The 21,931-nt window shown below is 43.4% G+C and carries 17 protein-coding genes; 6 read left to right on the top strand and 11 right to left on the bottom strand.

The window, feature by feature from the left end:
* Nucleotides 1-14: 14 nt before the first annotated feature.
* The 7 genes from CJF29_RS21450 to CJF29_RS21420 form a co-directional block, all read right to left on the bottom strand.
* Entirely contained in the window at nucleotides 15-581 is a 567-nt protein-coding gene (locus CJF29_RS21450) for a PepSY-associated TM helix domain-containing protein (RefSeq protein WP_074635889.1), read from the bottom strand.
* Nucleotides 568-1,155: a hypothetical protein gene (locus tag CJF29_RS21445; protein ID WP_074635887.1), complete on the bottom strand. Its 588-nt coding sequence runs from the start codon at nucleotides 1,153-1,155 to the stop codon at nucleotides 568-570. The genes CJF29_RS21450 and CJF29_RS21445 overlap by 14 nt, the downstream gene beginning before the upstream one ends.
* A 202-nt stretch (nucleotides 1,156-1,357) precedes the next feature.
* The gene (locus CJF29_RS21440; protein ID WP_099146541.1) at nucleotides 1,358-2,983 is read right to left on the bottom strand and encodes a fimbrillin family protein; all 1,626 of its coding nucleotides are present in this window, start codon (nucleotides 2,981-2,983) and stop codon (nucleotides 1,358-1,360) included.
* A 35-nt stretch (nucleotides 2,984-3,018) separates the two neighbouring features.
* Nucleotides 3,019-4,530, bottom strand: coding sequence for a DUF6850 family outer membrane beta-barrel protein (locus CJF29_RS21435; protein ID WP_099146542.1), 1,512 nt, complete (start codon nucleotides 4,528-4,530; stop codon nucleotides 3,019-3,021).
* Nucleotides 4,523-5,755 (bottom strand): DUF4876 domain-containing protein, encoded by a 1,233-nt coding sequence (locus CJF29_RS21430; RefSeq protein WP_099146553.1) that lies wholly within the window; start codon nucleotides 5,753-5,755, stop codon nucleotides 4,523-4,525. The genes CJF29_RS21435 and CJF29_RS21430 overlap by 8 nt, the downstream gene beginning before the upstream one ends.
* Before the next feature lie 4 nt (nucleotides 5,756-5,759).
* The gene (locus CJF29_RS21425) at nucleotides 5,760-8,597 is read right to left on the bottom strand and encodes a TonB-dependent receptor (protein ID WP_099146543.1); all 2,838 of its coding nucleotides are present in this window, start codon (nucleotides 8,595-8,597) and stop codon (nucleotides 5,760-5,762) included.
* Nucleotides 8,598-8,838: 241 nt separating this feature from the next.
* A complete protein-coding gene (locus CJF29_RS21420; protein ID WP_004299708.1) occupies nucleotides 8,839-9,846 on the bottom strand; it encodes an aspartate-semialdehyde dehydrogenase in 1,008 nt (335 codons plus the stop codon).
* 252 nt (nucleotides 9,847-10,098) lie between these two features.
* On the opposite strand from CJF29_RS21420, the gene CJF29_RS21415 reads away from it, so the two are divergent.
* The 3 genes from CJF29_RS21415 to CJF29_RS21405 are packed head-to-tail and all read left to right on the top strand — an operon-like array spanning nucleotide 10,099 to nucleotide 13,614.
* A complete protein-coding gene (locus CJF29_RS21415) occupies nucleotides 10,099-12,234 on the top strand; it encodes a cation:proton antiporter (protein WP_004299709.1) in 2,136 nt (711 codons plus the stop codon).
* Nucleotides 12,216-12,950 (top strand): ThiF family adenylyltransferase, encoded by a 735-nt coding sequence (locus CJF29_RS21410; protein ID WP_032842925.1) that lies wholly within the window; start codon nucleotides 12,216-12,218, stop codon nucleotides 12,948-12,950. Before CJF29_RS21415 ends, CJF29_RS21410 begins: the two co-directional genes overlap by 19 nt.
* A gap of 7 nt (nucleotides 12,951-12,957) precedes the next feature.
* On the top strand, nucleotides 12,958-13,614 hold the full coding sequence (locus tag CJF29_RS21405) for an ABC transporter ATP-binding protein (protein WP_004322218.1): 657 nt from the start codon (nucleotides 12,958-12,960) through the stop codon (nucleotides 13,612-13,614).
* Between the two features lie 182 nt (nucleotides 13,615-13,796).
* Here the strand turns inward: CJF29_RS21405 and CJF29_RS21400 are convergent, their stop codons facing one another.
* Together CJF29_RS21400 and CJF29_RS21395 are read right to left on the bottom strand one after the other, a co-directional pair.
* Nucleotides 13,797-14,714, bottom strand: coding sequence for a helix-hairpin-helix domain-containing protein (locus tag CJF29_RS21400; protein WP_074556682.1), 918 nt, complete (start codon nucleotides 14,712-14,714; stop codon nucleotides 13,797-13,799).
* Nucleotides 14,714-16,084, bottom strand: coding sequence for a sodium-dependent transporter (locus CJF29_RS21395; RefSeq protein WP_099146544.1), 1,371 nt, complete (start codon nucleotides 16,082-16,084; stop codon nucleotides 14,714-14,716). The genes CJF29_RS21400 and CJF29_RS21395 overlap by 1 nt, the downstream gene beginning before the upstream one ends.
* Before the next feature lie 103 nt (nucleotides 16,085-16,187).
* Between CJF29_RS21395 and CJF29_RS21390 the strand changes: the two genes are divergently transcribed.
* On the top strand, nucleotides 16,188-16,580 hold the full coding sequence (locus CJF29_RS21390) for a VanZ family protein (RefSeq protein WP_004305084.1): 393 nt from the start codon (nucleotides 16,188-16,190) through the stop codon (nucleotides 16,578-16,580).
* Between the two features lie 81 nt (nucleotides 16,581-16,661).
* Here CJF29_RS21390 and CJF29_RS21385 read toward each other — a convergent pair whose 3' ends face one another.
* Nucleotides 16,662-17,957: a UDP-N-acetylmuramoyl-tripeptide--D-alanyl-D-alanine ligase gene (locus CJF29_RS21385; protein ID WP_099146545.1), complete on the bottom strand. Its 1,296-nt coding sequence runs from the start codon at nucleotides 17,955-17,957 to the stop codon at nucleotides 16,662-16,664.
* 77 nt (nucleotides 17,958-18,034) lie between these two features.
* Nucleotides 18,035-20,050 (bottom strand): sensor histidine kinase, encoded by a 2,016-nt coding sequence (locus tag CJF29_RS21380; protein WP_099146546.1) that lies wholly within the window; start codon nucleotides 20,048-20,050, stop codon nucleotides 18,035-18,037.
* 117 nt (nucleotides 20,051-20,167) lie between these two features.
* Between CJF29_RS21380 and folP the strand changes: the two genes are divergently transcribed.
* Nucleotides 20,168-21,034: a dihydropteroate synthase gene (gene folP, locus CJF29_RS21375; RefSeq protein WP_176553129.1), complete on the top strand. Its 867-nt coding sequence runs from the start codon at nucleotides 20,168-20,170 to the stop codon at nucleotides 21,032-21,034.
* An 11-nt stretch (nucleotides 21,035-21,045) separates the two neighbouring features.
* Nucleotides 21,046-21,810, top strand: a complete 765-nt coding sequence (gene cdaA / locus CJF29_RS21370) for a diadenylate cyclase CdaA (protein ID WP_004309664.1) — start codon at nucleotides 21,046-21,048, stop codon at nucleotides 21,808-21,810.
* The last annotated feature ends 121 nt before the right edge of the window (nucleotides 21,811-21,931 follow it).

Genomic DNA, 21,931 nt, shown 5'->3' with positions numbered 1-21,931 from the left:
ATCTGTTATTCTATTCAAAAGAAGAAAAGGAAAAGAATGGGAATCAAGATTCCGACAATGACTTCAATTCCTCCTCTGCCGATAATACCCTTATTTCCTTTCAGCATGATGATGCCGGAGAGAGTAATGATAATAAGAGCGATGGCGAAAATATCAGCAAAGTAAGTCCACCATTGTCCCGGGTTGTAATGTAAACGGGACATTGCTCCGATAAGCGGGCGGCGGGTGACGGATTCATATACCGCTTCTCCTGTCTTCACGTTTACCAGGAGATTGGAGCCGCCTTTCAGGAAGACTTTCATTACGTCCGTTTTCGGGAAGTAAAATTTGGTATAGTTGCCGGTTTCTCCCAAAGGTTCCAGGAGAGTGAGCACTTTCTCCTTATTCATTCCTGCTTTATCCGGTAGCTTTTCTGCTATCTTATACTCTTTCCGTGTGATGGAGAAGTTCGGATTAATAGTGTCACGGTGATTCATTACAATTCCGGAAATGGCATATATCAATACCATTCCGGAAAAGAAAAATGATAAGTCACGGTGTATGAGCCGACTCCACTTACGGATGTTACTACTCCACTTCATACGAGTCAGCTTCCATGAAATAGAAAGATAAATACTCTTTTCCTGTTTCTGCCTTGCGGTCGGCTATTTTTGCACGGAAATCTGCAATGCGGGCTTCAGGGCTGTTGGCTGTTTCACCACGTGCTTTCTTTTCAGAGTCGCATCCGGCTTCACCGGTTCCGTGTTTCTCGGCAGCCTGTGCTTTGAGTTGCGCTTCCCAGTTCTGGAGGTAGGCTTCGTCAATGCGTTGTTCTTTCAGTGTTCCGGTAACACGAACGATGGAGTTCACGCATTTAGGATCGAATGCTCCCAAAGTGCCCGCTTCTACACGGATCACTTGGGTATCGTCGCTACCCATCAGGAAGATTTTCTTTGCGCCATGTTTGCAGGTATGTGTGCAGACGCCTTCAATGGTCACTTCTTGTCCTGCAAGGCTTTCGGCATTGGCAAGAAGAGAATCAATTTCCAAGGCGGAAGATGCAGACTGTTCTGTAGTCGCTTCTGATGCGCTTTTCTGTTGTTTGTTACCACATGAAGTTCCGATAAAAGTCATTGCCACGATGGCAATTGCGATTGTTAGCTTTTTTGTTTTCATTGTTATTGCTTCGTTTTTATATAGTTTGTAATCTGTTTTTCGTTTGTTTATAGCTTATCGTAGTTCGCCTTACGGGCGAGGGGAGTAGCCTTACTTGAAACTTTTAGTTTCCCAGTGTGAAACTGGTAGTTTCAAACCTTGAAACTGTTGGTTTCTCACCGAGAAACTAAAGGTTTCAAGGCATGAAACAAATATTAGTCTTTTAGTTGCCGGCTTGATCCCTTATGCAACGAACTTGCATACCGGCTTTAATGCTAACATAAGATAATGATAATCTGCCTTCCGGATACTTGGTTGCATTGATTGTACTCATTAATCCAAAGAACTGTATATTGGTTAGTAGGCCGCTGGTACTATTGTATATGGGTTTGTAGGCGGTCGAAGTCATGAGATAATTCATTGCCGGTTTTCCATGCCACGCAGCTTGAATCTTGGCGTCATCTGCTATTGCAGTTTTTTGGTAGCTGCCGGCGCCTGTAAGACTTGTTGCCATACGAACACCGGAGAATTGGTAATTGAATCCTGCATCCATCAGTGATGATATTTTGGCTCCATCATAAGCTGTATCATAAAAAAGAGCTTTATCACCATCAGCCGGTACCTTGCCGTCGGCATCATTCGTTGTTTTTCCTACCAGATTAAAGTACTCCAGACGTGTCGGTATGTGCCATCCTTTCGGGCAGATTCCTTGTGCTCCTTCAAAGGAGGTCAGATTACTATCAGTAATTTCTTTACCACCCAGTGCAGCCTGGAAATCATATAGATAACCTAATTCTTTTATGGCACTTTCTTTTGTTGTAGCTACGGTTGCACCGTCGGCTGTGATTTCATACGGATACCAAACATGGCTATCAGCAGTTGGATCACTTGAAGGAGTATACCCTTTCGGTAAATAAATAAGCGGTTCAGCCATCCATGTCGTACCGTTTGAGAGAGTTACAGTCTTATATTTTACATTATCATACAGGAAATAGTTCTGATCGAGATGTTCCTCGAAAGGAATCTCATTATCAGCTCCAATTTCACCCTCATCTGTCCAGTTTTCAATGTCACCACTAAGTTTGACTTCTATATCGTCAGGTAACACGCGAATGTTCACACTGTATTGTCCTCCTTGTGCCAAAGTGGTAGATGTGAGCTTCTGTGACAAGGTCTTGCCGTCGGATGTTGCTACTTCAAGCGTCAAGGCTACTGTTTGGGGAACGATAATAGCTCGGTATGTCTCATTCGCTTTAACGGCTTGTGCAACAATGCTTGTAGCAGAGGCATTTGCATCAGCAGTCACTGTGAGAGCACTCAAATCAAGAGTTGCAGTCGGGATAGAACCTTTCAATGCAATGGACGAGATGTTAGCTTCTACTTCCTTTGTTACATTAATCACTAATTTAGTAAACATGTGTTTGAAGTTCATGCTTATAACGTTGGTAGTCGGAAGTACATCCGATTTCTTTGCTGCCATAAAATCTGACGCTCCATATCCGCTAGTCTGATCGGTTTCTACAGTAAATGAAGCCGGAGTATTGCCCTCTTTATAGGGATAATAGGCTACTATTTGCGATTTGTCATTTCCTTCCGGATACCAAAGTAAATCACCGGCAAATACTCCGTCATTGTATGTCATCAGTTTATTTTCCGCATATACGAAGTCACCGTTTTGGGTGATTGTAACACCGATTTTATCTCCGGTCTCAAAGTTAACTTCCGTAGCACGTGTAATAATAGGAGAGATAGTAATACGACTGTTTGCAGGAGTCGTAGCTTCGTTCTCCTCTTGTTGGCAAGATACCAAAAGTGCTGCTGCGAAGATAAATGTCAAACTCTTTTTCATTGCTTAATAATTTAGTTTATATATATTCATTGTTTTCAAAAAGTATATCCTAATTTGACAGCCTCGTTCCAACGGTTCGAACCATCTATATATTGCAGGTTGAAACCGTGCGTATAACTACCCTGTACTTCCGCATAAATTCCATAGTTGAAATGGTAGCGCAATCCGAGATGAAATGTCGCCTGCGGGGCGGTTGCATATTCATTTTTCAGATGGTAATAATCAGTCAGCCGATAAGGCGGATCACCCGGTTCCGTATCTGTTGTCATAGTCCTGTTTTTCCCGGTAAAGTTTCCTATGGCAAAGGATGCAGCCGCTTTCAGGTCGAGTTTCCCCAGATGAAATACACTGGAGATATAAGTCCGGCTGCAAAGCATCTTTTCCGAAGCCACATAAGGATACATCTGTGTGGTCAGTCGCCTGAATGTTGATATATTCGTTCCCAAACGAAGTTCCGTGCGGGGACTTATGAATTCATATTCAGGATGGACGGAGAAAATATCCTGCTCAAAAATACGATTGGAACCGTGTACGTAAGTGGACGTTATCCCGTTCACCGTTTCTTTAGTTATCACATTCTCGTTGTTGGCCAGATGTGACCATTGCAGGTTCAGTCGCAGAAAATGCTCTTTCTTTCCCTGTTTGAAATGATAACTCAAATGGGAGGTAATCCGGTGGGTGGGAAATTTAAACCAGATAGCATCTCTTTCACCGGCAGAACCTGAAGAATATGTGTATTCAGCATCTCCGTAAAATCCTTTCCATTGAAGTTGCAAGGCTACCCCGTTCGACAATTCTTTGATGGGAAAACCGTTGACACCCGATTCACTAAGATGGATTCCGCTACCGTCCCATGCCTCGTAAGCTCCATACATAAGTCCTTTATCCAGAAAAGCATTGTAAGAGTTTTCGGCTGTACCGATGACTTCTGCTTTCACTGATTCGCTGTTTTTACCGAGAATATAGGAAAAACCGATTGCCATATCTCCCGAATGATACATGACGCTGGGGGCTACTTTCAAATCCAGTCGGTAATTGGTATGCCGCAAGTCTTTTCGTTTGGAATAGTTGGAGGCGGCAAAGTCAATCTTTCCTCCTAATCGCCAGTTGGGTGCAATATCAGTTGCAATACCACCCATGAAAGCGTAGGTTTGCAAGTCTTTGCGTCCGGGCGTGAACTCCAAGAGATCTACGGGATAAAATCCTGGGTGGATGAACATCGAACCGCTCATATCCTTGCCGGAAGTATGGTCGAAGGAGAATGAACCCGTCAACGAATAACCTTTCAGATGAGTGATGGACTTTGCTACCGCTCCGGTACTCCATGCTTCTTTTGCTTCGTAATAGTTGCGGAAATCACCGTGATTATTCTTTCCGTACAGTTCGGCATAGGAAGCAGAAATACTGTCCGTCATGATACCTGTGACATTTGTCCCGGCATTCCAGGAGTTACGCCGTTCGATGATGTCATAAGTCTGTGCCGAAACTCCGGATGCCAGACATAGGACCCAAAGGCCTGTTATATATATTTTCTTCATCTCACTCATGCAAAGATTGTTTTTCCCGTTCATAAAAATCGGTAGAAGAATTGTTCGTATCTACCAGTACTTCATAACCCGCTTCCTGTGTCGCTTCTTCATCCACATGACGGTATAAACTGCGTCCGTTGTACGTGGCACTTTGAATGACATATCCCGCATCAATGGATGGGGAAATGCGCTTTTTATTGTTGGAGGAACCCCCATAATACACTTCCGTCCCATCAATCACCCAGTCGAGCGGTACCGCTATCACCCGTTCGGTGGTGCTTCCCGGCTTCTGTATGACGCTGCCTTCTTTAAGAACGAAGTCCTGTATCGTGGTATCTTTGGCTTTAAAAATAATCGTGGCCGGAGAAAAGATGGAGAATGTATAAGCGTTCGCCTGTCCTGTTTTCAACACTACGTTCAGGTAATGGTCCGGTGTAATCTGATCGCCGGGAGCCGGATGATATTGCGTGTTCGGGAAATAAACATTGTTGTAACATACAAAATATCCGGGTTTGTTCAGATTAACAGATTGCGGATATTGTGTCGCATGGTCAACTGCTCCGTTGATGGCAATCACCGCATCTTCTCCCGGTTGAAGCGGAAAAGTTTTGCCGGTACCGCCAAACTGCCAGATACACTGTGCGATAGGAGCGAAGTTGGGGAAGATGGTTGCTCCGGTTGCTTCGTCCTGTGTCACCCATACATTGGTGGCTTGTGAATTGTAAGGGTCGAGAGCTCCGAAACACAAGCTATCCAGATATTGCACTTCCGAGTCGTTATTATGCAGGATAATGTACTTGTCGGACTGATAATTTCCTTCCAGCGGTAACTTGGTACATCCTCCGCAGTAAATCTCTTTAATAATGATCGTTCCAGCTCTGGAGTGAATCAGCGGGAGATTAAATGATATATCACTACTGGTCAGCTTTACATTATCAGCTAACCCGTTGAAAATATCCTGTCCGTCTTTGTCACTGATTTGCACACGGTATATACCTTTGGTCAGAGAGAATTGTGCCACTCCATTCTTGTTGGTTTTAGCCTTATAAGAATTTCCACGGTCGACATCTTCAATCTTTACGGTCACTCCTTCCCTGAGATGCTCCGTGTATCCGTCCGGATATACGGCGGTAACCTGCAGGTTGTGCAATTGGTTGTCATACGGATTCTCTTTATCGATATCCGTGCATCCTGCAAAGATGCCGGTCACTGTCAGTAATAATATGTAGATGGATTGCTTCATATAGTTAGAATTTGATACGGCAAGTAAGTCCATAATAGAAATCCGGGGTGAAAAGAGCGCTTACACCCGTTGCATGAGATTTTACATAAGGCCGTGAGTTGGTGAAATTAATCGCATTGAGAGAAAGAGATACATAGTCTCCAATCTCTTTGGTGATATTGATATTGGCAGAAAAATAAGGATCATATCCGTCTGCAGCAAATGTATAAGCATTGCCCGATTTACGTATCAGGTAGGAGAATTCCGGATTTGCGGCTTCCGCTGACGTGAAAGGATGCATCTCATTATTCAGGTCGAGGTATGCCACCGGCCAGATTGCAGTATAAGAGTCGCCGTCATAGATACTTCCTCCGGTTTGGGTATTGCTGCTTTCGCTCACATTGAAAGCATATTCTTTTCCTTGGTATTCGGAGATATTCTGCGAACGCTTCACAAGCGAAGCTTCCAGTCGGCACGAGATAATCAGTCTGGCTTTCGGAATACGGGTGATGGCTGTGATATTGGCATCCAGCGAGTGGGTACGCTTGCCGTTGGCAGTACTCGATAAGTTGTCGCCGTTGGCGTAGATACCTACATATTGGTAAGAACGATTGGCAAGACTGGTGTGCGACCATCCATTCTGATAATAATATGATAAAGAGTTGTCGATGTATTTCGTATAAGTATAAGCGGCATCTATCCGGAATTGCGTGCGAATCGGGGTAATTTCCGGGAAATCAACGATCATTTCCGCTCCGCGACGAATCACGTCCATTCCATTGTCGGGAGAAGTTGACTTTACAAAAGTCTGGTCGGTCACTTTGACATCCATAGGAGTCCAGTAACTGGATGCATTGTCGCGTATGTAAACCATACCTGTCTGGTTGTCCACATTGATTTGCGGATTAGTAGGCATAGTGAATCCTTCCGGCAATTGGAGAACATCGTAGGAGAACGGAGTATAGGTATTTGTGTATTTATACGGCAACTTGGTACGGTTGAAATAACCGACTAATGAAATTCTGGTACGGGCGATGTTGACGTCCAGACCGATTTCAGCGTTCTGATTCCGTTGCCACCGAAGGTTCTCATTGTGCAATAACGTGTAGGGCTGACTATAATATATATAAGATGATTCAATCTTATTATAGGAAAAGCCGAAGGTCTGTATGTCTCGATATTCCTGTTTGGGATACAAGGTATAAAAAGAGGGAAGTTTTTCGGTAATCCCCCAACCGCCACGGATAGCGATATATTCGTTCAACTGCCATCTGGCATTGAAACGCGGAGATAGAGTATTCAGATTTTTATAGTTCGTTCCCTTGATAAACAAGTGTTCCCAACGTACCCCTGCCATCAGTCTAAGCATGGTATTTCCCACAGGAAATGAGAGACTTTCTTCTGCATAAAGCGAAACATTATGCATATATGGGTAAGTAGTGTAAGGACGGGGACGATAACCGTTCGGAGCCAATGCTGGGTCTTTGTAATATTCTCCTTCGCCCACATTGCCTGTTGCTTTCCATTGAACACCCGCTTTCAGGTTACTGTTTACAGTCTTAAAGCGTCTGTTCCATTCATATTTTAACGATGCGGCATAATCCAGTTCTTTGGAGTCGATGATTTGATCGGCAAAGTAAGTATATGGCAGTTTGTTTGCCATAAAATATCCTTCCTCCGTGGCATGAACAGCCGGTTGCTCCGATGCATACGAGTAGAACGTATGCGCGTGGGAGTTGTTATCATTATAATATATCGATGCATCGAACTTGAGGTTGGTTATCCACGATTTATTGAGCAGCCAAGCGAGTGACGTGTTTGCCCGGAATACGTTGTCTCTCACTTTGTTGTATTCTCCCGAATAGGCATCGGGATCATCTTTGGTATTCATTCCTCCGATATTGCCTGTAACACCGATGTCGAATCTCAATACGTTGTGGAATGTGTTGCTATATCCGGCAGAGAATCCCCTTCTTGTATAAGAAGAATAGGGAGATACCAACTTTTGAGTAGCTTTGGTCCACTCACCGTTTATGTTGATGACTCCTTTATCGTTTCCTAAATCCAATCCTTTAGAGAATGACACCTGTTCGGTGCGAGGATTGATAGACAGCAATATGTTCCAAGGTGTTTTCCCTTTTCGGGTGTGAATTTTGACCATACCACTATTCAAGTCTCCATATTCTGCCGAGGGCACTCCCGTAATGACTTCCACCGATTCAATATCCGCAACAGTGATATTCCGGGTATCCGCTCCGCTCATATTGCCAAACGAACCATTGTTTCCAATACGCACCCCATCCACTTCCACTGCAGTTCCGAATGCGGCATTACCGGCTGTTGACCCTCCGTCACGTAATGAGAAGATATGGTTGGCGGTGAGATCCGGTACTTTGGTCTTTCCCCCCGGAAGAAGAGCGGAGATATCGCTCACGTTGGACACCTGTAGATGTTCCAATGCATGATTTCCGATAGTGAGCGTCGTGTTTAATTCATTTTTGGGTGCTTGTGCAGTGACGACTACATCATCCAGTGCAAGTGTATTTTCTTTGAGTATGATAGGAAGGTTATTGATATTGCTGCGTACATTTACGGGAATTGTTGCCGGTACATAACCAAGAAAAGAAACCTCCAGATTATATTTTCCCTCCTGTACTCCTTGTATCGTAAATTCTCCTTTCTGATTGGATACGGCCCACAAATAGGTACCTTTAATGAGGATAGAAGCACCAGGCAAAGGGGAATTCGTTTTTGCCTCGGTCACACGTCCCGAGATTGTATAGATGTTTGAATTAGCTGCGGCCTCAAATAAATTGAAAAATAGTAGCCCCCAGAATGCTATATTAAAAAGACAATATTTCATAGATAAGTTTTGCGCAAAATTCGATAAAAAGTGACTTTCTATCAATCACTATAAATAGTTATTTTGGTAAATGCTGATACCTATAACTAGTGACTTCTTACCTACGAATAGGTATTTTCTCTCTAATTACGGCTTGGAGAATAAAAAAACCGGCTTGCATTGTGATCACTATCACATTGCAAACCGGCTGATTTATTGGGCTTATCTATAGTTGTCCGGATATTATATCCAGTCTGTTATATTAGATATTTTTTACTTTAATCAAATATTCGGCAATCTGAACAGCATTCAGGGCAGCCCCTTTCTTAATCTGGTCACCTACAATCCAGAAAGTCAATCCGTTTTCGTTTGTCAGGTCTTTGCGGATACGGCCTACGTATACCGGATCTTTACCTGCCAGGAACAACGGCATCGGATATTCTTTTTCGGCAGGATTGTCCTGCAGAACCAGACCTTCACCGTTAGCGAATGCTTCACGAGCCTCTTCTACGGAAATCGGACGTTCAGTTTCTACCCAAATACTTTCAGAGTGAGCACGTAATGCAGGAACACGTACGCAAGTTGCGCTAACTTTTACGTCAGAATGCATGATCTTGCGTGTTTCATTATACATCTTCATCTCTTCTTTCGTATAACCGTTTTCTGTAAACACGTCGATCTGCGGAATCAGGTTGAAAGCCAACTGATAGGCAAACTTCTCTACAGTCACAGGTTCGTTTGCCAATACCTGACGATATTGTTCGTACAATTCGTCCATGGCAGCGGCACCCGCACCACTTGCTGCCTGATAGGTAGACACGTGCACAGTTTTTATATGAGAAAGCTTTTCGATGGCTTTCAGTGCAACTACCATCTGGATAGTCGTACAATTCGGGTTGGCGATAACGCCGCGCGGACGTTCCAATGCATCCTCTGCATTTACTTCAGGCACCACCAAAGGCACATCGGCATCCATACGGAAAGCGCTGGAGTTGTCGATCATCACAGCACCATACTTGGTGATTGTTTTCTCGAACTCCTTAGATGTTCCTGCACCGGCAGAAGTGAAAGCAATGTCTACCCCTTTAAAGTCATCGTTGTGTTGTAAGAGTTTCACCTCGATCTGTTTACCGCGGAAAGTATATGTTGTTCCGGCACTACGTTTAGAACCGAACAAAACTAACTCGTCCATCGGGAAGTTTCTCTCATCGAGCACGCGCAGGAACTCTTGTCCTACGGCTCCGCTTACGCCAACAATAGCTACTTTCATCTTTTTCTTTTGTTAAATTGTGAATATTGAATTTCTCTCCTTATCCTGTCGAATAGAAAAGATTTGGCTGCAAAATTATAACAATTTAGCATATAAACATCGATTTTGAGAGAAATATTTCAGTTTTTCGGTGGATTACTCATGCTTCCGTATAGTTGGACGTGGTTATTGGAGTGAAATGACCATTAGACATTCATTGGATTCTGCAAACTTTTTTGTTCCTTTGCAGAAAATTCCTAAAAAACACAGCCTATGAACCTGTTTGATCTCAATTTAACGCTGCCGATTTCTGATCCGACCTGGGTGTTCTTTTTGGTACTAATTATCATTCTTTTTGCTCCGATGATTTTGGGGCGTCTCCATATACCTCATATTATAGGCATGATTCTGGCGGGTGTCTTGATTGGCGAACACGGCTTTCATGTGCTCGACCGCGACAGTAGTTTTGAACTGTTTGGTAAAGTAGGACTCTATTACATCATGTTCCTTGCCGGTCTTGAGATGGATATGGAGGACTTTAAGAAGAACCGGACGAAAAGTTTCGTGTTCGGCTGGCTCACTTTTCTGATTCCTATGGCGTTGGGAATATGGAGTAGTATGAGTATGCTGGGATATGGTTTTCTCACGGCGGTGCTGTTGGCAAGTATGTATGCTTCCCATACCTTAATTGCTTATCCTATTATTAGCCGTTACGGACTGTCTCGTTTGCGCAGTGTCAATATCACCATTGGTGGTACTGCTGTCACCGTCACCCTTGCTTTGATTATTCTTGCTGTCATAGGAGGCATGTTTAAGGGAACTGTCGATGGCTGGTTCTGGGTATTTCTTGTGGCAAAAGTGGCTTTCCTCGGATTTCTGATTGTGTTCTTTTTCCCCCGTATCGGACGCTGGTTCTTCCGGAAGTACGATGACAGCGTGATGCAGTTTGTATTTGTGCTGGCGATGGTTTTCCTCGGAGGAGGATTGATGGAATTTGTAGGAATGGAAGGAATCTTAGGAGCTTTCCTGGCGGGCTTGGTATTGAATCGCCTGATTCCTCATGTATCTCCTTTGATGAACCGGTTGGAATTTGTGGGAAATGCACTGTTTATTCCCTATTTTCTGATTGGTGTCGGAATGATTATTGATGTAAGAAGCCTGTTTACCGGAGGTGAAGCATTGAAAGTGGCTATTGTGATGACAGTGGTGGCAACCTTTAGTAAATGGCTGGCTGCCTGGATCACACAAAAGATCTATCGGATGCAGTCGAATGAACGGAGCATGATATTCGGTTTAAGTAATGCGCAGGCCGCAGCTACACTGGCAGCAGTGTTGATCGGTCATGAAATCATTATGGAGAATGGAGAACGGTTGCTGAATGATGATGTATTGAACGGTACGGTAGTGATGATACTTTTCACTTGTGTCATCAGTTCTTTGGTAACTGAACGTTCGGCACGTCGTTTTGCTCTGGATGAAAATGTGCAGGCGGAAGAAGAAGCTAAGAAAGTAAATACGGAACAAATCTTGATTCCGGTGGCTAACCCGGAGACGATTGAAGATTTGATTAATCTGGCTTTAGTAATAAAGGATGCTAAGCAGAAAAATGCATTGGTGGCATTGAACGTTATCAATGACAATAATAGTTCGGAGAAGAAAGAGCAGCAGGGTAAACGTAATCTGGAGAAGGCGGCTATGATTGCCGCTGCCGCTGATGTGCCTGTTACGATGGTGAGTCGCTATGACTTGAATATTGCTTCGGGGATTATCCATACAATCAAGGAGTATGAAGCTACGGATATTGTGATCGGTCTGCACCGGAAAGCAAATATTGTCGACTCTTTCTTCGGACATCTGGCCGAAAGTCTGTTGAAAGGTACGCATCGTGAAGTGATGATTGCCAAATTCCTGATGCCTGTTAATACCCTGCGTCGAATCAATATTGCCGTTCCGCCAAAGGCTGAATATGAATCGGGATTCTCTAAATGGGTGGAACACTTCTGCCGTATGGGAAGTATCCTGGGCTGTCGGGTGCATTTTTTTGCCAATGAGCGTACATTGATGCGTGTTCAGCAACTTGTGAAAAAGCGACATGCAGGTACTCCGACGGAATTCTCCATATTGGAGGAGTGGGAGGATCTCTTGCTGTTGACAGGGCAGGTGAATTATGACCATTTATTGGTAGTTATCTCTGCCCGTCGCGGATCTATCTCTTATGATCCCTCTTTTGAACGTCTCCCGGCACAATTAGGAAAATATTTCTCTAATAATAGTTTGATAATCCTGTATCCCGACCAGTTTGGCGAACCGCAGGAAATTGTGTCATTCTCCGATCCTCGTGGACATAATGAGTCTCAACATTATGAGAAGGTCGGCAAATGGTTCTATAAATGGTTAAAGAAAAACTAATGGAAAGATACGACTGGCAACAGAGAACGGAACTCCTGTTAGGAGAGGAAAAGATGGAACGCATCCGGAACGCGCACGTATTGGTCGTGGGACTGGGTGGAGTAGGTGCTTATGCCGCCGAGATGATTTGCCGTGCAGGTGTCGGGCGGATGACGATTGTAGATGCCGATACAGTGCAGCCTACTAATATGAATCGTCAGTTGCCGGCCATGCATTCCACGCTGGGGAGGACGAAAGCGGAAGTGTTGGCAGCCCGTTATAAAGATATAAATCCGGCGATTGAGCTGACTGTCCTTCCTGTTTACCTGAAGGATGAAAATATACCGGAACTGCTGGATGCCGATAAATATGATTTTATAGTAGATGCTATTGATACGATCAGTCCGAAATGCTTTCTGATTTATGAAGCGATGAAACGTCGTATAAAGATAGTTTCCAGTATGGGAGCAGGGGCGAAGAGTGACATTACTCAGGTTCGTTTTGCCGATCTTTGGGAGACGTATCATTGTGGTTTGAGTAAGGCTGTGCGAAAGCGTTTGCAGAAGATGGGAATGAAACGGAAACTTCCGGTGGTATTCAGTACGGAGCAAGCCGATCCGAAAGCGGTATTGCTGACGGAGGATGAACAGAATAAGAAATCGACATGTGGAACAGTTAGTTATATGCCGGCCGTGTTTGGGTGTTATCTGGCTGAATATGTCATTAAACGATTATAAGGCTATTATGATAAAACTAGAAGGGATTACGAAGAGTTTCGGCTCATTACAGGTGTTGAAAGGCATTGATCTGGAAATCAACAAAGGAGAAATTATTAGTATTGTAGGCCCGAGCGGTGCGGGTAAAACTACGTTATTGCAGATAATGGGCACTTTAGATGAACCGGACGCAGGTGTGGTACAGATTGACGGAACAGTGGTGAGTCGGATGAAGGAGAAAGAACTATCTGCATTTCGTAATAAGAATATTGGTTTTGTTTTCCAGTTTCACCAACTACTGCCGGAGTTCACGGCATTGGAAAATGTGATGATTCCCGCTTTAATCGCCGGGGTATCTTCGAAGGAGGCGCACGAACGCGCTATGAAGATTCTGGATTTTATGGGACTGGTTGACAGGGCTTCTCATAAACCGAATGAATTGTCGGGAGGCGAGAAACAACGGGTGGCGGTAGCGAGGGCTTTAATCAACGATCCGGCAGTTATTCTGGCAGACGAACCATCCGGTAGTCTGGATACACATAATAAAGAAGATTTACATCAACTGTTCTTCGATTTGAGAGACCGGCTGGGGCAGACTTTTGTCATTGTGACGCATGACGAGGGGCTTGCCAAAATTACGGACCGGACCGTTCATATAGTGGATGGTATGATTAAAAAAGATTAATTAGAGAACCTAATTCCTAAAAATGTATACCAAAAAGGTAGAGCCTTGCAAGTGTTCTATCTTTTAGCTATATATTTATAGTCGCTTCTCTACGGAAGTCTGTGAAGATGATAGTAGAGTGTTTGTTTTGTTTGTGTGTGATGCATTCTTGTCTGGTGTGATAGGAATGCATCTTTTTTTTATTAATTATAACAAATGTAGGGCTCTAGCCGTTCAAGATCAATAGGAGTGAACTCCTCATAGAGAGATAATTGCTTCAGACTTTTTAAGAATCCTTTCTTTTTCCGATATTCTATGATAACCTTTGCTTGGTAGTAGTTTATGTATGGATGATGCATCATTCGTTCCATACCGGCTTTATTTACATTGATGCGGCGTGTCTGATGGGTGTCAATGGAAAACCACGGACGGAGTTTCTCTGCCTTTAGATGAATCTCCTGTAACTGCTCTATTCGGAAAAAGCCTCCCAGCCGTTCGCGGTAATTCACAATCATCCGGGCAATGCTGCTTCCGATTCCCGGAATCTTCTTCAGTTCGGTGGTATCTGCGGAGTTGAGGCTGATGATAGTTCCCGGGAGATATTTCACAATGGTGTCCCGTTGTATGCTTGGTGTGGTTAACAATCGTACCGTGTCTTTATTTGTCGAACTGAAATCTTCTGTAATTTGTATATAAGGACGAAGAGTCTGGTATTGTTCTTCCGTGAGTCCATATATCTTTCGGAAATCTTCTGGGTGGCGGAATTTACCTTGTTTATAGCGATAGTGCAGGATATTCTTTATCATCCAGGATGGTAACCCAAGCGAAAGAAAAGTAGTAGAGTCTGCGATGTTCGGATCGAACACCGCAAGTTTGATTTCCCTTTGAGGGGATGATTGAAAAGAATGACCGGACTTTTGGTGAGGTTGGGTTTCCCGGAGGGAGGAAATAAAGTCGTTGTATTCCTTATCGAACTTCTCGTTCTCTCTGCAGTCGGTATCTTCAGCGTGTGTGAAAAAGGAGAAGAGTTTAGGGGCGGCATATACTCCTAAAATAAGAACGACAAGGACGATAATGCCTTGTCGTTCAGTTTTAGTATAATAAAGGAAGTCTTTCCACATTATAGCTTGATTAATCCCAGTTCATTGATAAATATCAGTGAGATGGCGATTGGGGCGATATATTTTAATATAAAGATAATGAGTTTGTATACCGGTACCTTTAATGAACCGTCATTGGTAATCTCCGACCATACAATCTTCTTGTCCAGATACCATCCGGTAAAGAGGGAGATGCACAATCCGCCCAGTGGTAACATGATTTTAGCTGTTACAAAGTCGAAGAGGTCGAACATGCCCAGTCCGAAAACGGTAAATCCTTTCATGACTCCCAGTGATAATGAACAGAATATTCCGAGGAAGACACAACCGCCGGTGACTAACCTTGCTGCTTTTCCACGGGAGAGGTTGAACTCCTCATGTAAATAAGCGGTTACTACTTCGTGCAAGGAAATAGTAGAAGTTAAAGCAGCCATTGCCAACAACGCGTAGAACATGACAGAGAATATATATGCCAGTATGGGAACTCCGCTAAATGCCTGTTGGAATACATTAGGCAGGGTGATAAAGATCAGACTCGGACCAGAATCAGGTTGTATGCCTACGGAAAAAGCTGCCGGGAAAATGATAAATCCGGCTAGTATCGCCACAAAGGTATCAATGATTCCTACGCTGAAAGCTGTTTTAGTCAGGTTGGTTTCTTTGCTGAAATAGGAGGCGTACGTGCAAAGGCATCCCATTCCCAAACTCAATGAGAAGAACGCCTGTCCCATGGCACTCAAAAATACATTTCCGTCCACTTTGCTAAAGTCGGGCTTGAGCAGGAATTCGATACCTGCACCGGCTCCCGGCAGAGTGACCGAGCAAACAACCAGTATGAGGATAATGATAAACAGGGTAGGCATCATGATCTTGGAGGACTTTTCGATTCCTTTTTCTACCCCTTTCACAATGATGAAATGAGTAATCAACAAGAATGCCACCAACCATACAACCGGTCTCCATGGGCTGCTGGAGAATTGTTGAAAAGAGGATATGAACTCTCCGGAGGTTTTTCCGGCAAAGCCATTAGTAGCAGCTTCAAAAATATATTCGAGTGTCCATCCTGCTACTACAGCATAATAACTAAGTATCAGGAAGCCTGCCAATACTCCCATGCGTCCTACCCAACGCCAATGTGTTCCAGGTGCTAATTTCTGATATGCTCTCGCTGTGTTAGCTCTCGAACGGCGTCCTATCAGGAACTCGGCAATCATAATAGGCAATCCCAGAAGAAGAATGCAGCCTAAATAGATCAATATAAAAGCAGCGCCTCCATGGTTTCCTGTTTCATAGGGAAATCTCCATATATTACCCAATCCGACTGCAGAGCCGGCAGAAGCGAGTATGACTCCTAATTTACTGCCGAAGTTTGCTCTATCATTTTTTGCCATAAATCTTGTTTTATCTTACAAATCGTTATAAAATATACGTATTAGAGCGCAAATATAGAAAATGATACTTATATTTGCACGAAAATTGTAACATTATTTAGATATGCTATCTTATATTAAGAAATATCCAATCTCGCTTTTTATCATTCTGACAGTGATTTATCTGTCGTTCTTTAAACCGCCTAAGACGGATTTAGATGAAATTCCTAACCTCGACAAACTGGTTCATGTTTGTATGTATTTGGGTATGTCGGGGATGCTGTGGCTGGAATTTTTGCGTGCACATCGCAGGGACAATGCTCCGATATGGCATGCATGGGTAGGCGCATTCCTTTGCCCTGTACTTTTTAGTGGTTGTGTGGAATTGTTGCAGGAATATTGCACTACTTACCGGGGTGGAGACTGGTTGGACTTTGCAGCTAATACTACGGGAGCGATTCTGGCTAGTTTAATAGCCTATTATGTCGTACGCCCCAGAATGATGAATAAGCAGTGAATGAAAAATAGAAACGGTGAATAATGGTTGCATCCAATATTCACCGTTTATAATTTACTGTTCACTCGTTTATTTTTCCGTTTACAAATACTCTACCGTTGAGCTAAGTTTGATCCCGTTAGAGCCTTTGATAAGAATAGTATGCCCTTTGGGTTTGTTAGCTTGCAGATCCTTTATAACTTCTTGCGCATTGGCGTAAGTCTTGAAAGAGTGTTCGCTTGCGGCAAACAGTTCTCCTACGAGCCATACTTTCTCAAAGCCACTTTCCTTTATGTAATCAACGATTTTCTGATGTTCGGTCGGGCTTTCAGCACCCAGTTCGCGCATATCTCCTAATATGAGCATCTTGTGGGGAACTGTCATGTTCCGGAAGTTTTGCAAAGCAGCCATCATGCTGGTTGGATTTGCATTATATGCGTCGATGATAAGCGTGTTATCTTCTGTCTTTTTAAGTTGGGAGCGATTGTTCTGTGGCGTATAGCTTGCCAGAGCCTCATCAATCTTCTTCGCTTCCACTCCAAAGAAACGTCCGATAGTGATGGCAGCCAGGGCATTCGGGAAATTATATTCTCCGATCAACTGTGTGCGAACTTGATGGCGTTCACCGTCCTTACCGGCTTTCCATTCGAAAGCGAGATAAGGCGAATTGTCAGTAATCTGTCCGTTGACATAGAGATCATCTTCAGTTCCATAAGAAATCAGGTTCAATCCTTGTGCGATATTCATCAAATAAGCGTTATCGTGATGAATAAAAGTGATGGCATCTTTCTTACGGAGGAAATCATATAACTCTCCTTTAGTCTTAATCACTCCTTCGAAAGAACCGAATCCTTCCAGGTGAGCTTTACCTACATTGGTGATAATGCCATAATCCGGTTCGGCTATTTCACAAAGAAACTTGATTTCTCCCGGATGATTGGCACCCATCTCGATAACAGCAAGGTCATGCTCCGATTTCAAACGCAATAGGGTGGTCGGTACACCGATGTGGTTGTTGAGATTACCTAAAGTATAAAGCACGTTATGGGCTTGGCAGAGAACACTGGATATTAATTCTTTGGTGGTCGTTTTCCCATTAGTGCCCGTAATACCGATCACACGCGTTCCGAGTTGGCGGCGATGATAGTTGGCAAGTTGCTGCATTGTCTGCAAGCAGTTGTCTACAAGTATATATCGTTTATCACCTTCTACGGCATATTCGGCTTCATCAATAATGGCAAATGCGCATCCGGAGTCTAGCGCTAGTTTTGCAAATGCATTACCGTTGAACGACTCACCTTTCAAGGCGATAAACAAAGAACCGTCCGGGCAGTTCCGGCTATCAGTAGTTACTGATTGGCAATCCAGAAAAATCTGGTAAAGAGCAGAAAGTTTCATAACCTGATCTTTTATTTAAAACGCTGCAAAGATAGGCTATTCTTTCGGATTTGATGGGAGTTCGGACAGATTTTTACTTAGGCATATACCAAAGGAAGAGTCAGTATCATCCGGCATCCGTCCGTATAGGAAGAGTCGATCCGGAGGCTGCCTCCTAACTTCTCGGCAATGCTCCGGCATATCGGCAGTCCGAGACCGGTGCCCTGTGTGAAAGAATTCATTTTGTAGAAACGCTCAAATACCGCCTCCTGCTGATCTTTCGGAATACCAGTTCCTGTATCGGTGACACTGATTTCAATTTTCTTTTCAGCTTCCAGTACGGAATAAGCTATGCGGATACTGCCATGAGTTGTAAATTTGGCGGCATTATGCGCCAAGTTGTTCAACACCTGTGATATGCGTTCCGAATTACTGCGTATGAGCAGGTTTTCTTTTGTAGGTTCGAACAGAACTTCCACATCCTTTTGCCTGTTGTCTTTGGCCACTTCAGAGGCAAGTTGACAGATCGTATTCATATCTGTTTCATCATCTGTGGGCAGTTGCTCATATTGATCCAGTTCCGACAGAGCGAGCACGTCAGTGACCAGTCGGAGCAAGTCGTTACTGTTGCTCTTGATAATATTGACAAACTCCTGTGTTTCCGGACTATTGCTGTAGTGATCGCTTAACACCTGCGAGAAGCCTACAATAGAGTTGAGCGGTGTACGGATTTCATGGGTCATGCTCTGGATGAACGTTGTCTTCATCCGGCTGCTCGCTTCCGCTATGTCTTTGGCTTTACGTAATTCTTCCCTCGACACCGTAAGTTCCTCATTCTTTGTTTTGAGTTCTGCTTCCGAAACTTTCAGTTTGCGTTTCAGGAAGTTTTCTCTATAAAGGAATAAGAATAGAATACCTAATAAAATAATCAATGAGATAATCAATGTTGTTTTATTATGCAACTCCTTTTCCTGTGCCTGGAGCATTAGTTCTTTCTTTTCGGCATTGAGTTTCTCAACGTTTAGCAAGGTGGCAAATTCGCTGCTGGCTACTTGCTCATTGGCTATTTTTAAGGAGTCATCGGTGTTGATATACATTTGCAGATATTTGACTGCCATGTTCATATTCCCCATCTTCTGGTAGATTTCTCCCTGTGTACGATAGTGACTGCTGCTAAGTATACTTTCACTTAAACGGTGCTCTTCCTTTTCTTGCATCTCTGCAGCTTCCAGTGCTTTTTGATATTGCCTGGTCTGCTGATAGTACAAACATTCTATATTGTACAGTCTCTTTTTGATCGATTCCAGTCTTTTATCCTGTTCGAATGCAATCTGACATTCTTTCAATATTTTTTCGGCTGCCTGAAAGTCACCGAACTTGCTGTAGTAGTTAACGTACTCCAACTTGGCAGATATTTGCTGTGTAGAAGAATTGGCTGTTGAAATGGCCTTTTCCACAGCTCTCAATGCTTCTTTTTGCTTTTTCTGGCTGATGTAATAGTTGGCTATCTGGGCATACGTCTGGGAAATATTATAGTTTTCGATATTGTATTTTTCAGTTAGTTCGATTTCCTTCAACCGCCATTCGAAGGCCATCGAATCGAATCTTTTGATAGTGTAGATTTGCGACATAATGTTGTAGCAACGGGACAAATCGGTTTTGTCATCCTCTTCCTGAGCTTCTTTTAACATATTTTGCACTTCATAAAGTGCTATGTTTGTTCTGCTTGTTTTTAAGTAATAGGTAACTAGCCTGTTGGCCCATGCAAAATAATAATATTTAGGCTGATGAGTGGCTTTGGCGAATTCTTTTACTTTGTTGGTATAGTGGATGACACTATCTTCATTGGTTCCCTGAAAATAATAGTAATCCAGTCGGGTGGCTATGGCTACTGCCTGCATTCGTTCATCATGCCGTTCACCGGCCATTCTGAACAATGTGTCGGACATGCTAAGCACAACAGGCTTTAATAAGTATTCTTGACAACGTTGATAATATTCATAGAGAGTAGAGTCAACATTGAAAGTTTCAGCCTCTTTTTGAGCTTTAGCAGTAGTGGTAAAGAACAAAATGAGGAAAAGAAATTCTACGTGAAATAGGGTTAATCGGCTCATGGTATGAATTTTTCGGTTTCTTCTATAGTTTGCAAATATACGTTTATTTCTTCTTTTTAGTACGAATACTTGCTTTTTTTATCTACATTTGTAGGCGATCTAAAAGGAATGTTGTCAATGATGAAACCTATATCTCCTATTTATATAAATGTAAAAGGGCGGTTGCTCGATCTTGCTACTCCGCAGGTGATGGGAATATTGAATGTAACTCCCGATTCTTTTTATTCCGGCAGCCGGATGCAGACCAAAGAGGACATTGCTGCCCGGGCCCGTCAGATACTTGATGAAGGTGCTTCGATAATTGATATAGGCGCCTATTCTTCACGGCCGAATGCCGAACATATTTCTGCTGAAGAAGAGATGAACAGACTGCGTACCGGTCTGGAAATCCTGAACCATAATCATCCGGAAGCTATTATCTCTGTTGATACTTTCCGGGCTGATGTAGCCGAAGAATGTGTGAAAGAATATGGAGTTGCTATGATTAATGACATAGCTGCCGGTGAAATGGATCACCGGATGTTTCAGACAGTAGCCGACTTGGGAGTGCCCTATATTATGATGCATATGAAGGGAACACCCCAAAGTATGCAGAAAGAACCGTCTTATGATAACCTGATTAAAGATGTTTTCCTGTATTTCGCTCGTAAAGTGCAGCAACTTCGCGACTTGGGAGTGAAAGATATCATTCTCGATCCGGGATTCGGATTCGGAAAAACATTGGAGCATAATTATGAACTGATGGCGCATCTGGAAGAATTCCACATATTCGAACTTCCCGTTTTAGTGGGAGTTTCGCGGAAATCAATGATTTATAAATTATTGGGAGGAACCCCGCAAGATTCATTAAACGGGACAACCGTATTGGACACTGTTGCGTTGATGAAAGGAGCGCACATCCTGCGTGTACATGATGTGCGTGAGGCGGTGGAAGCTGTCCGGATCACAGAGAAATTAAAAATAGAGAGTGGATATGACAAATAAGAGGAGGGTGCATGTTTTTTGAGTTTGGCATAAAAGATTTTATCGATATCCTGCTGGTAGCTTTTGTTTTGTACTATACCTACAAACTGATGAAAGCTTCCGGCTCCATCAAGGTATTCACCGGAATTTTGGTTTTTATTCTGATCTGGCTGGTGGTGACACAAGTGCTGGAGATGAAACTGTTGGGGTCTATTTTCGACACATTGATGAATGTGGGTGTAATAGCGTTGATTGTGCTTTTCCAAGATGAGATACGCCGTTTCCTTTTGACTTTGGGATCTCACCGGCATGTCAGTGCATTGGCCCGTCTCTTTAGCGGATCGAAGAAAGAATCGTTGAAGCACGATGATATCATGCCCGTGGTAATGGCCTGTTTAAGCATGGGAAAACAAAAAGTCGGCGCATTGATTGTCATTGAGCATAATACTCCTTTAGATGAAGTCGTTCGTACAGGCGAATTGATTGATGCGGCAATCAATCAGCGTTTAATCGAGAATATCTTTTTCAAGAATAGCCCATTGCACGATGGAGCGATGGTTATCAGCAAAAAACGTATCAAGGCGGCGGGATGTATCCTTCCTGTTTCCCATGATTTGAATATACCGAAGGAACTTGGTTTGCGGCATCGCGCAGCGATGGGAATCTCTCAACAGTCGGACGCACATGCCATTATTGTTTCAGAGGAGACGGGCGCTATCTCCGTAGCCTATCGCGGACAATTCTATCTCCGCCTGAATGCGGAAGAACTGGAAAGTCTATTGACAAAAGAAAACTGATTTTATTGTAATCACATACCGGACAAATGGTCGGAAGATGAGCATGGTAAAATGCCTCTCATCTTCCGACCATTGTTGTTTTATCTGCTATTTGGCGCTATTTTGCTTTATTTCCAACCCT

Origin of the sequence: Bacteroides celer, from assembly GCF_002632415.2 — a bacterium.
GTDB lineage: Bacteria > Bacteroidota > Bacteroidia > Bacteroidales > Bacteroidaceae > Bacteroides.
The sequence above is the reverse complement of the archived record's forward strand: the minus strand, read 5'-3'. Positions and strand labels throughout refer to the sequence as shown.

What these genes read in the sequence shown, in the direction of transcription:
- CJF29_RS21450 (WP_074635889.1), bottom strand. Translation starts at nt 581, where the DNA reads ATGAAGTGGAGTAGTAACATCCGTAAGTGGAGTCGGCTCATACACCGT.
- CJF29_RS21445 (WP_074635887.1), bottom strand. Translation starts at nt 1,155, where the DNA reads ATGAAAACAAAAAAGCTAACAATCGCAATTGCCATCGTGGCAATGACT.
- CJF29_RS21440 (WP_099146541.1), bottom strand. Translation starts at nt 2,983, where the DNA reads ATGAAAAAGAGTTTGACATTTATCTTCGCAGCAGCACTTTTGGTATCT.
- CJF29_RS21435 (WP_099146542.1), bottom strand. Translation starts at nt 4,530, where the DNA reads ATGAGTGAGATGAAGAAAATATATATAACAGGCCTTTGGGTCCTATGT.
- CJF29_RS21430 (WP_099146553.1), bottom strand. Translation starts at nt 5,755, where the DNA reads ATGAAGCAATCCATCTACATATTATTACTGACAGTGACCGGCATCTTT.
- CJF29_RS21425 (WP_099146543.1), bottom strand. Translation starts at nt 8,597, where the DNA reads ATGAAATATTGTCTTTTTAATATAGCATTCTGGGGGCTACTATTTTTC.
- CJF29_RS21420 (WP_004299708.1), bottom strand. Translation starts at nt 9,846, where the DNA reads ATGAAAGTAGCTATTGTTGGCGTAAGCGGAGCCGTAGGACAAGAGTTC.
- CJF29_RS21415 (WP_004299709.1), top strand. Translation starts at nt 10,099, where the DNA reads ATGAACCTGTTTGATCTCAATTTAACGCTGCCGATTTCTGATCCGACC.
- CJF29_RS21410 (WP_032842925.1), top strand. Translation starts at nt 12,216, where the DNA reads ATGGTTAAAGAAAAACTAATGGAAAGATACGACTGGCAACAGAGAACG.
- CJF29_RS21405 (WP_004322218.1), top strand. Translation starts at nt 12,958, where the DNA reads ATGATAAAACTAGAAGGGATTACGAAGAGTTTCGGCTCATTACAGGTG.
- CJF29_RS21400 (WP_074556682.1), bottom strand. Translation starts at nt 14,714, where the DNA reads ATGTGGAAAGACTTCCTTTATTATACTAAAACTGAACGACAAGGCATT.
- CJF29_RS21395 (WP_099146544.1), bottom strand. Translation starts at nt 16,084, where the DNA reads ATGGCAAAAAATGATAGAGCAAACTTCGGCAGTAAATTAGGAGTCATA.
- CJF29_RS21390 (WP_004305084.1), top strand. Translation starts at nt 16,188, where the DNA reads ATGCTATCTTATATTAAGAAATATCCAATCTCGCTTTTTATCATTCTG.
- CJF29_RS21385 (WP_099146545.1), bottom strand. Translation starts at nt 17,957, where the DNA reads ATGAAACTTTCTGCTCTTTACCAGATTTTTCTGGATTGCCAATCAGTA.
- CJF29_RS21380 (WP_099146546.1), bottom strand. Translation starts at nt 20,050, where the DNA reads ATGAGCCGATTAACCCTATTTCACGTAGAATTTCTTTTCCTCATTTTG.
- folP (WP_176553129.1), top strand. Translation starts at nt 20,168, where the DNA reads ATGATGAAACCTATATCTCCTATTTATATAAATGTAAAAGGGCGGTTG.
- cdaA (WP_004309664.1), top strand. Translation starts at nt 21,046, where the DNA reads ATGTTTTTTGAGTTTGGCATAAAAGATTTTATCGATATCCTGCTGGTA.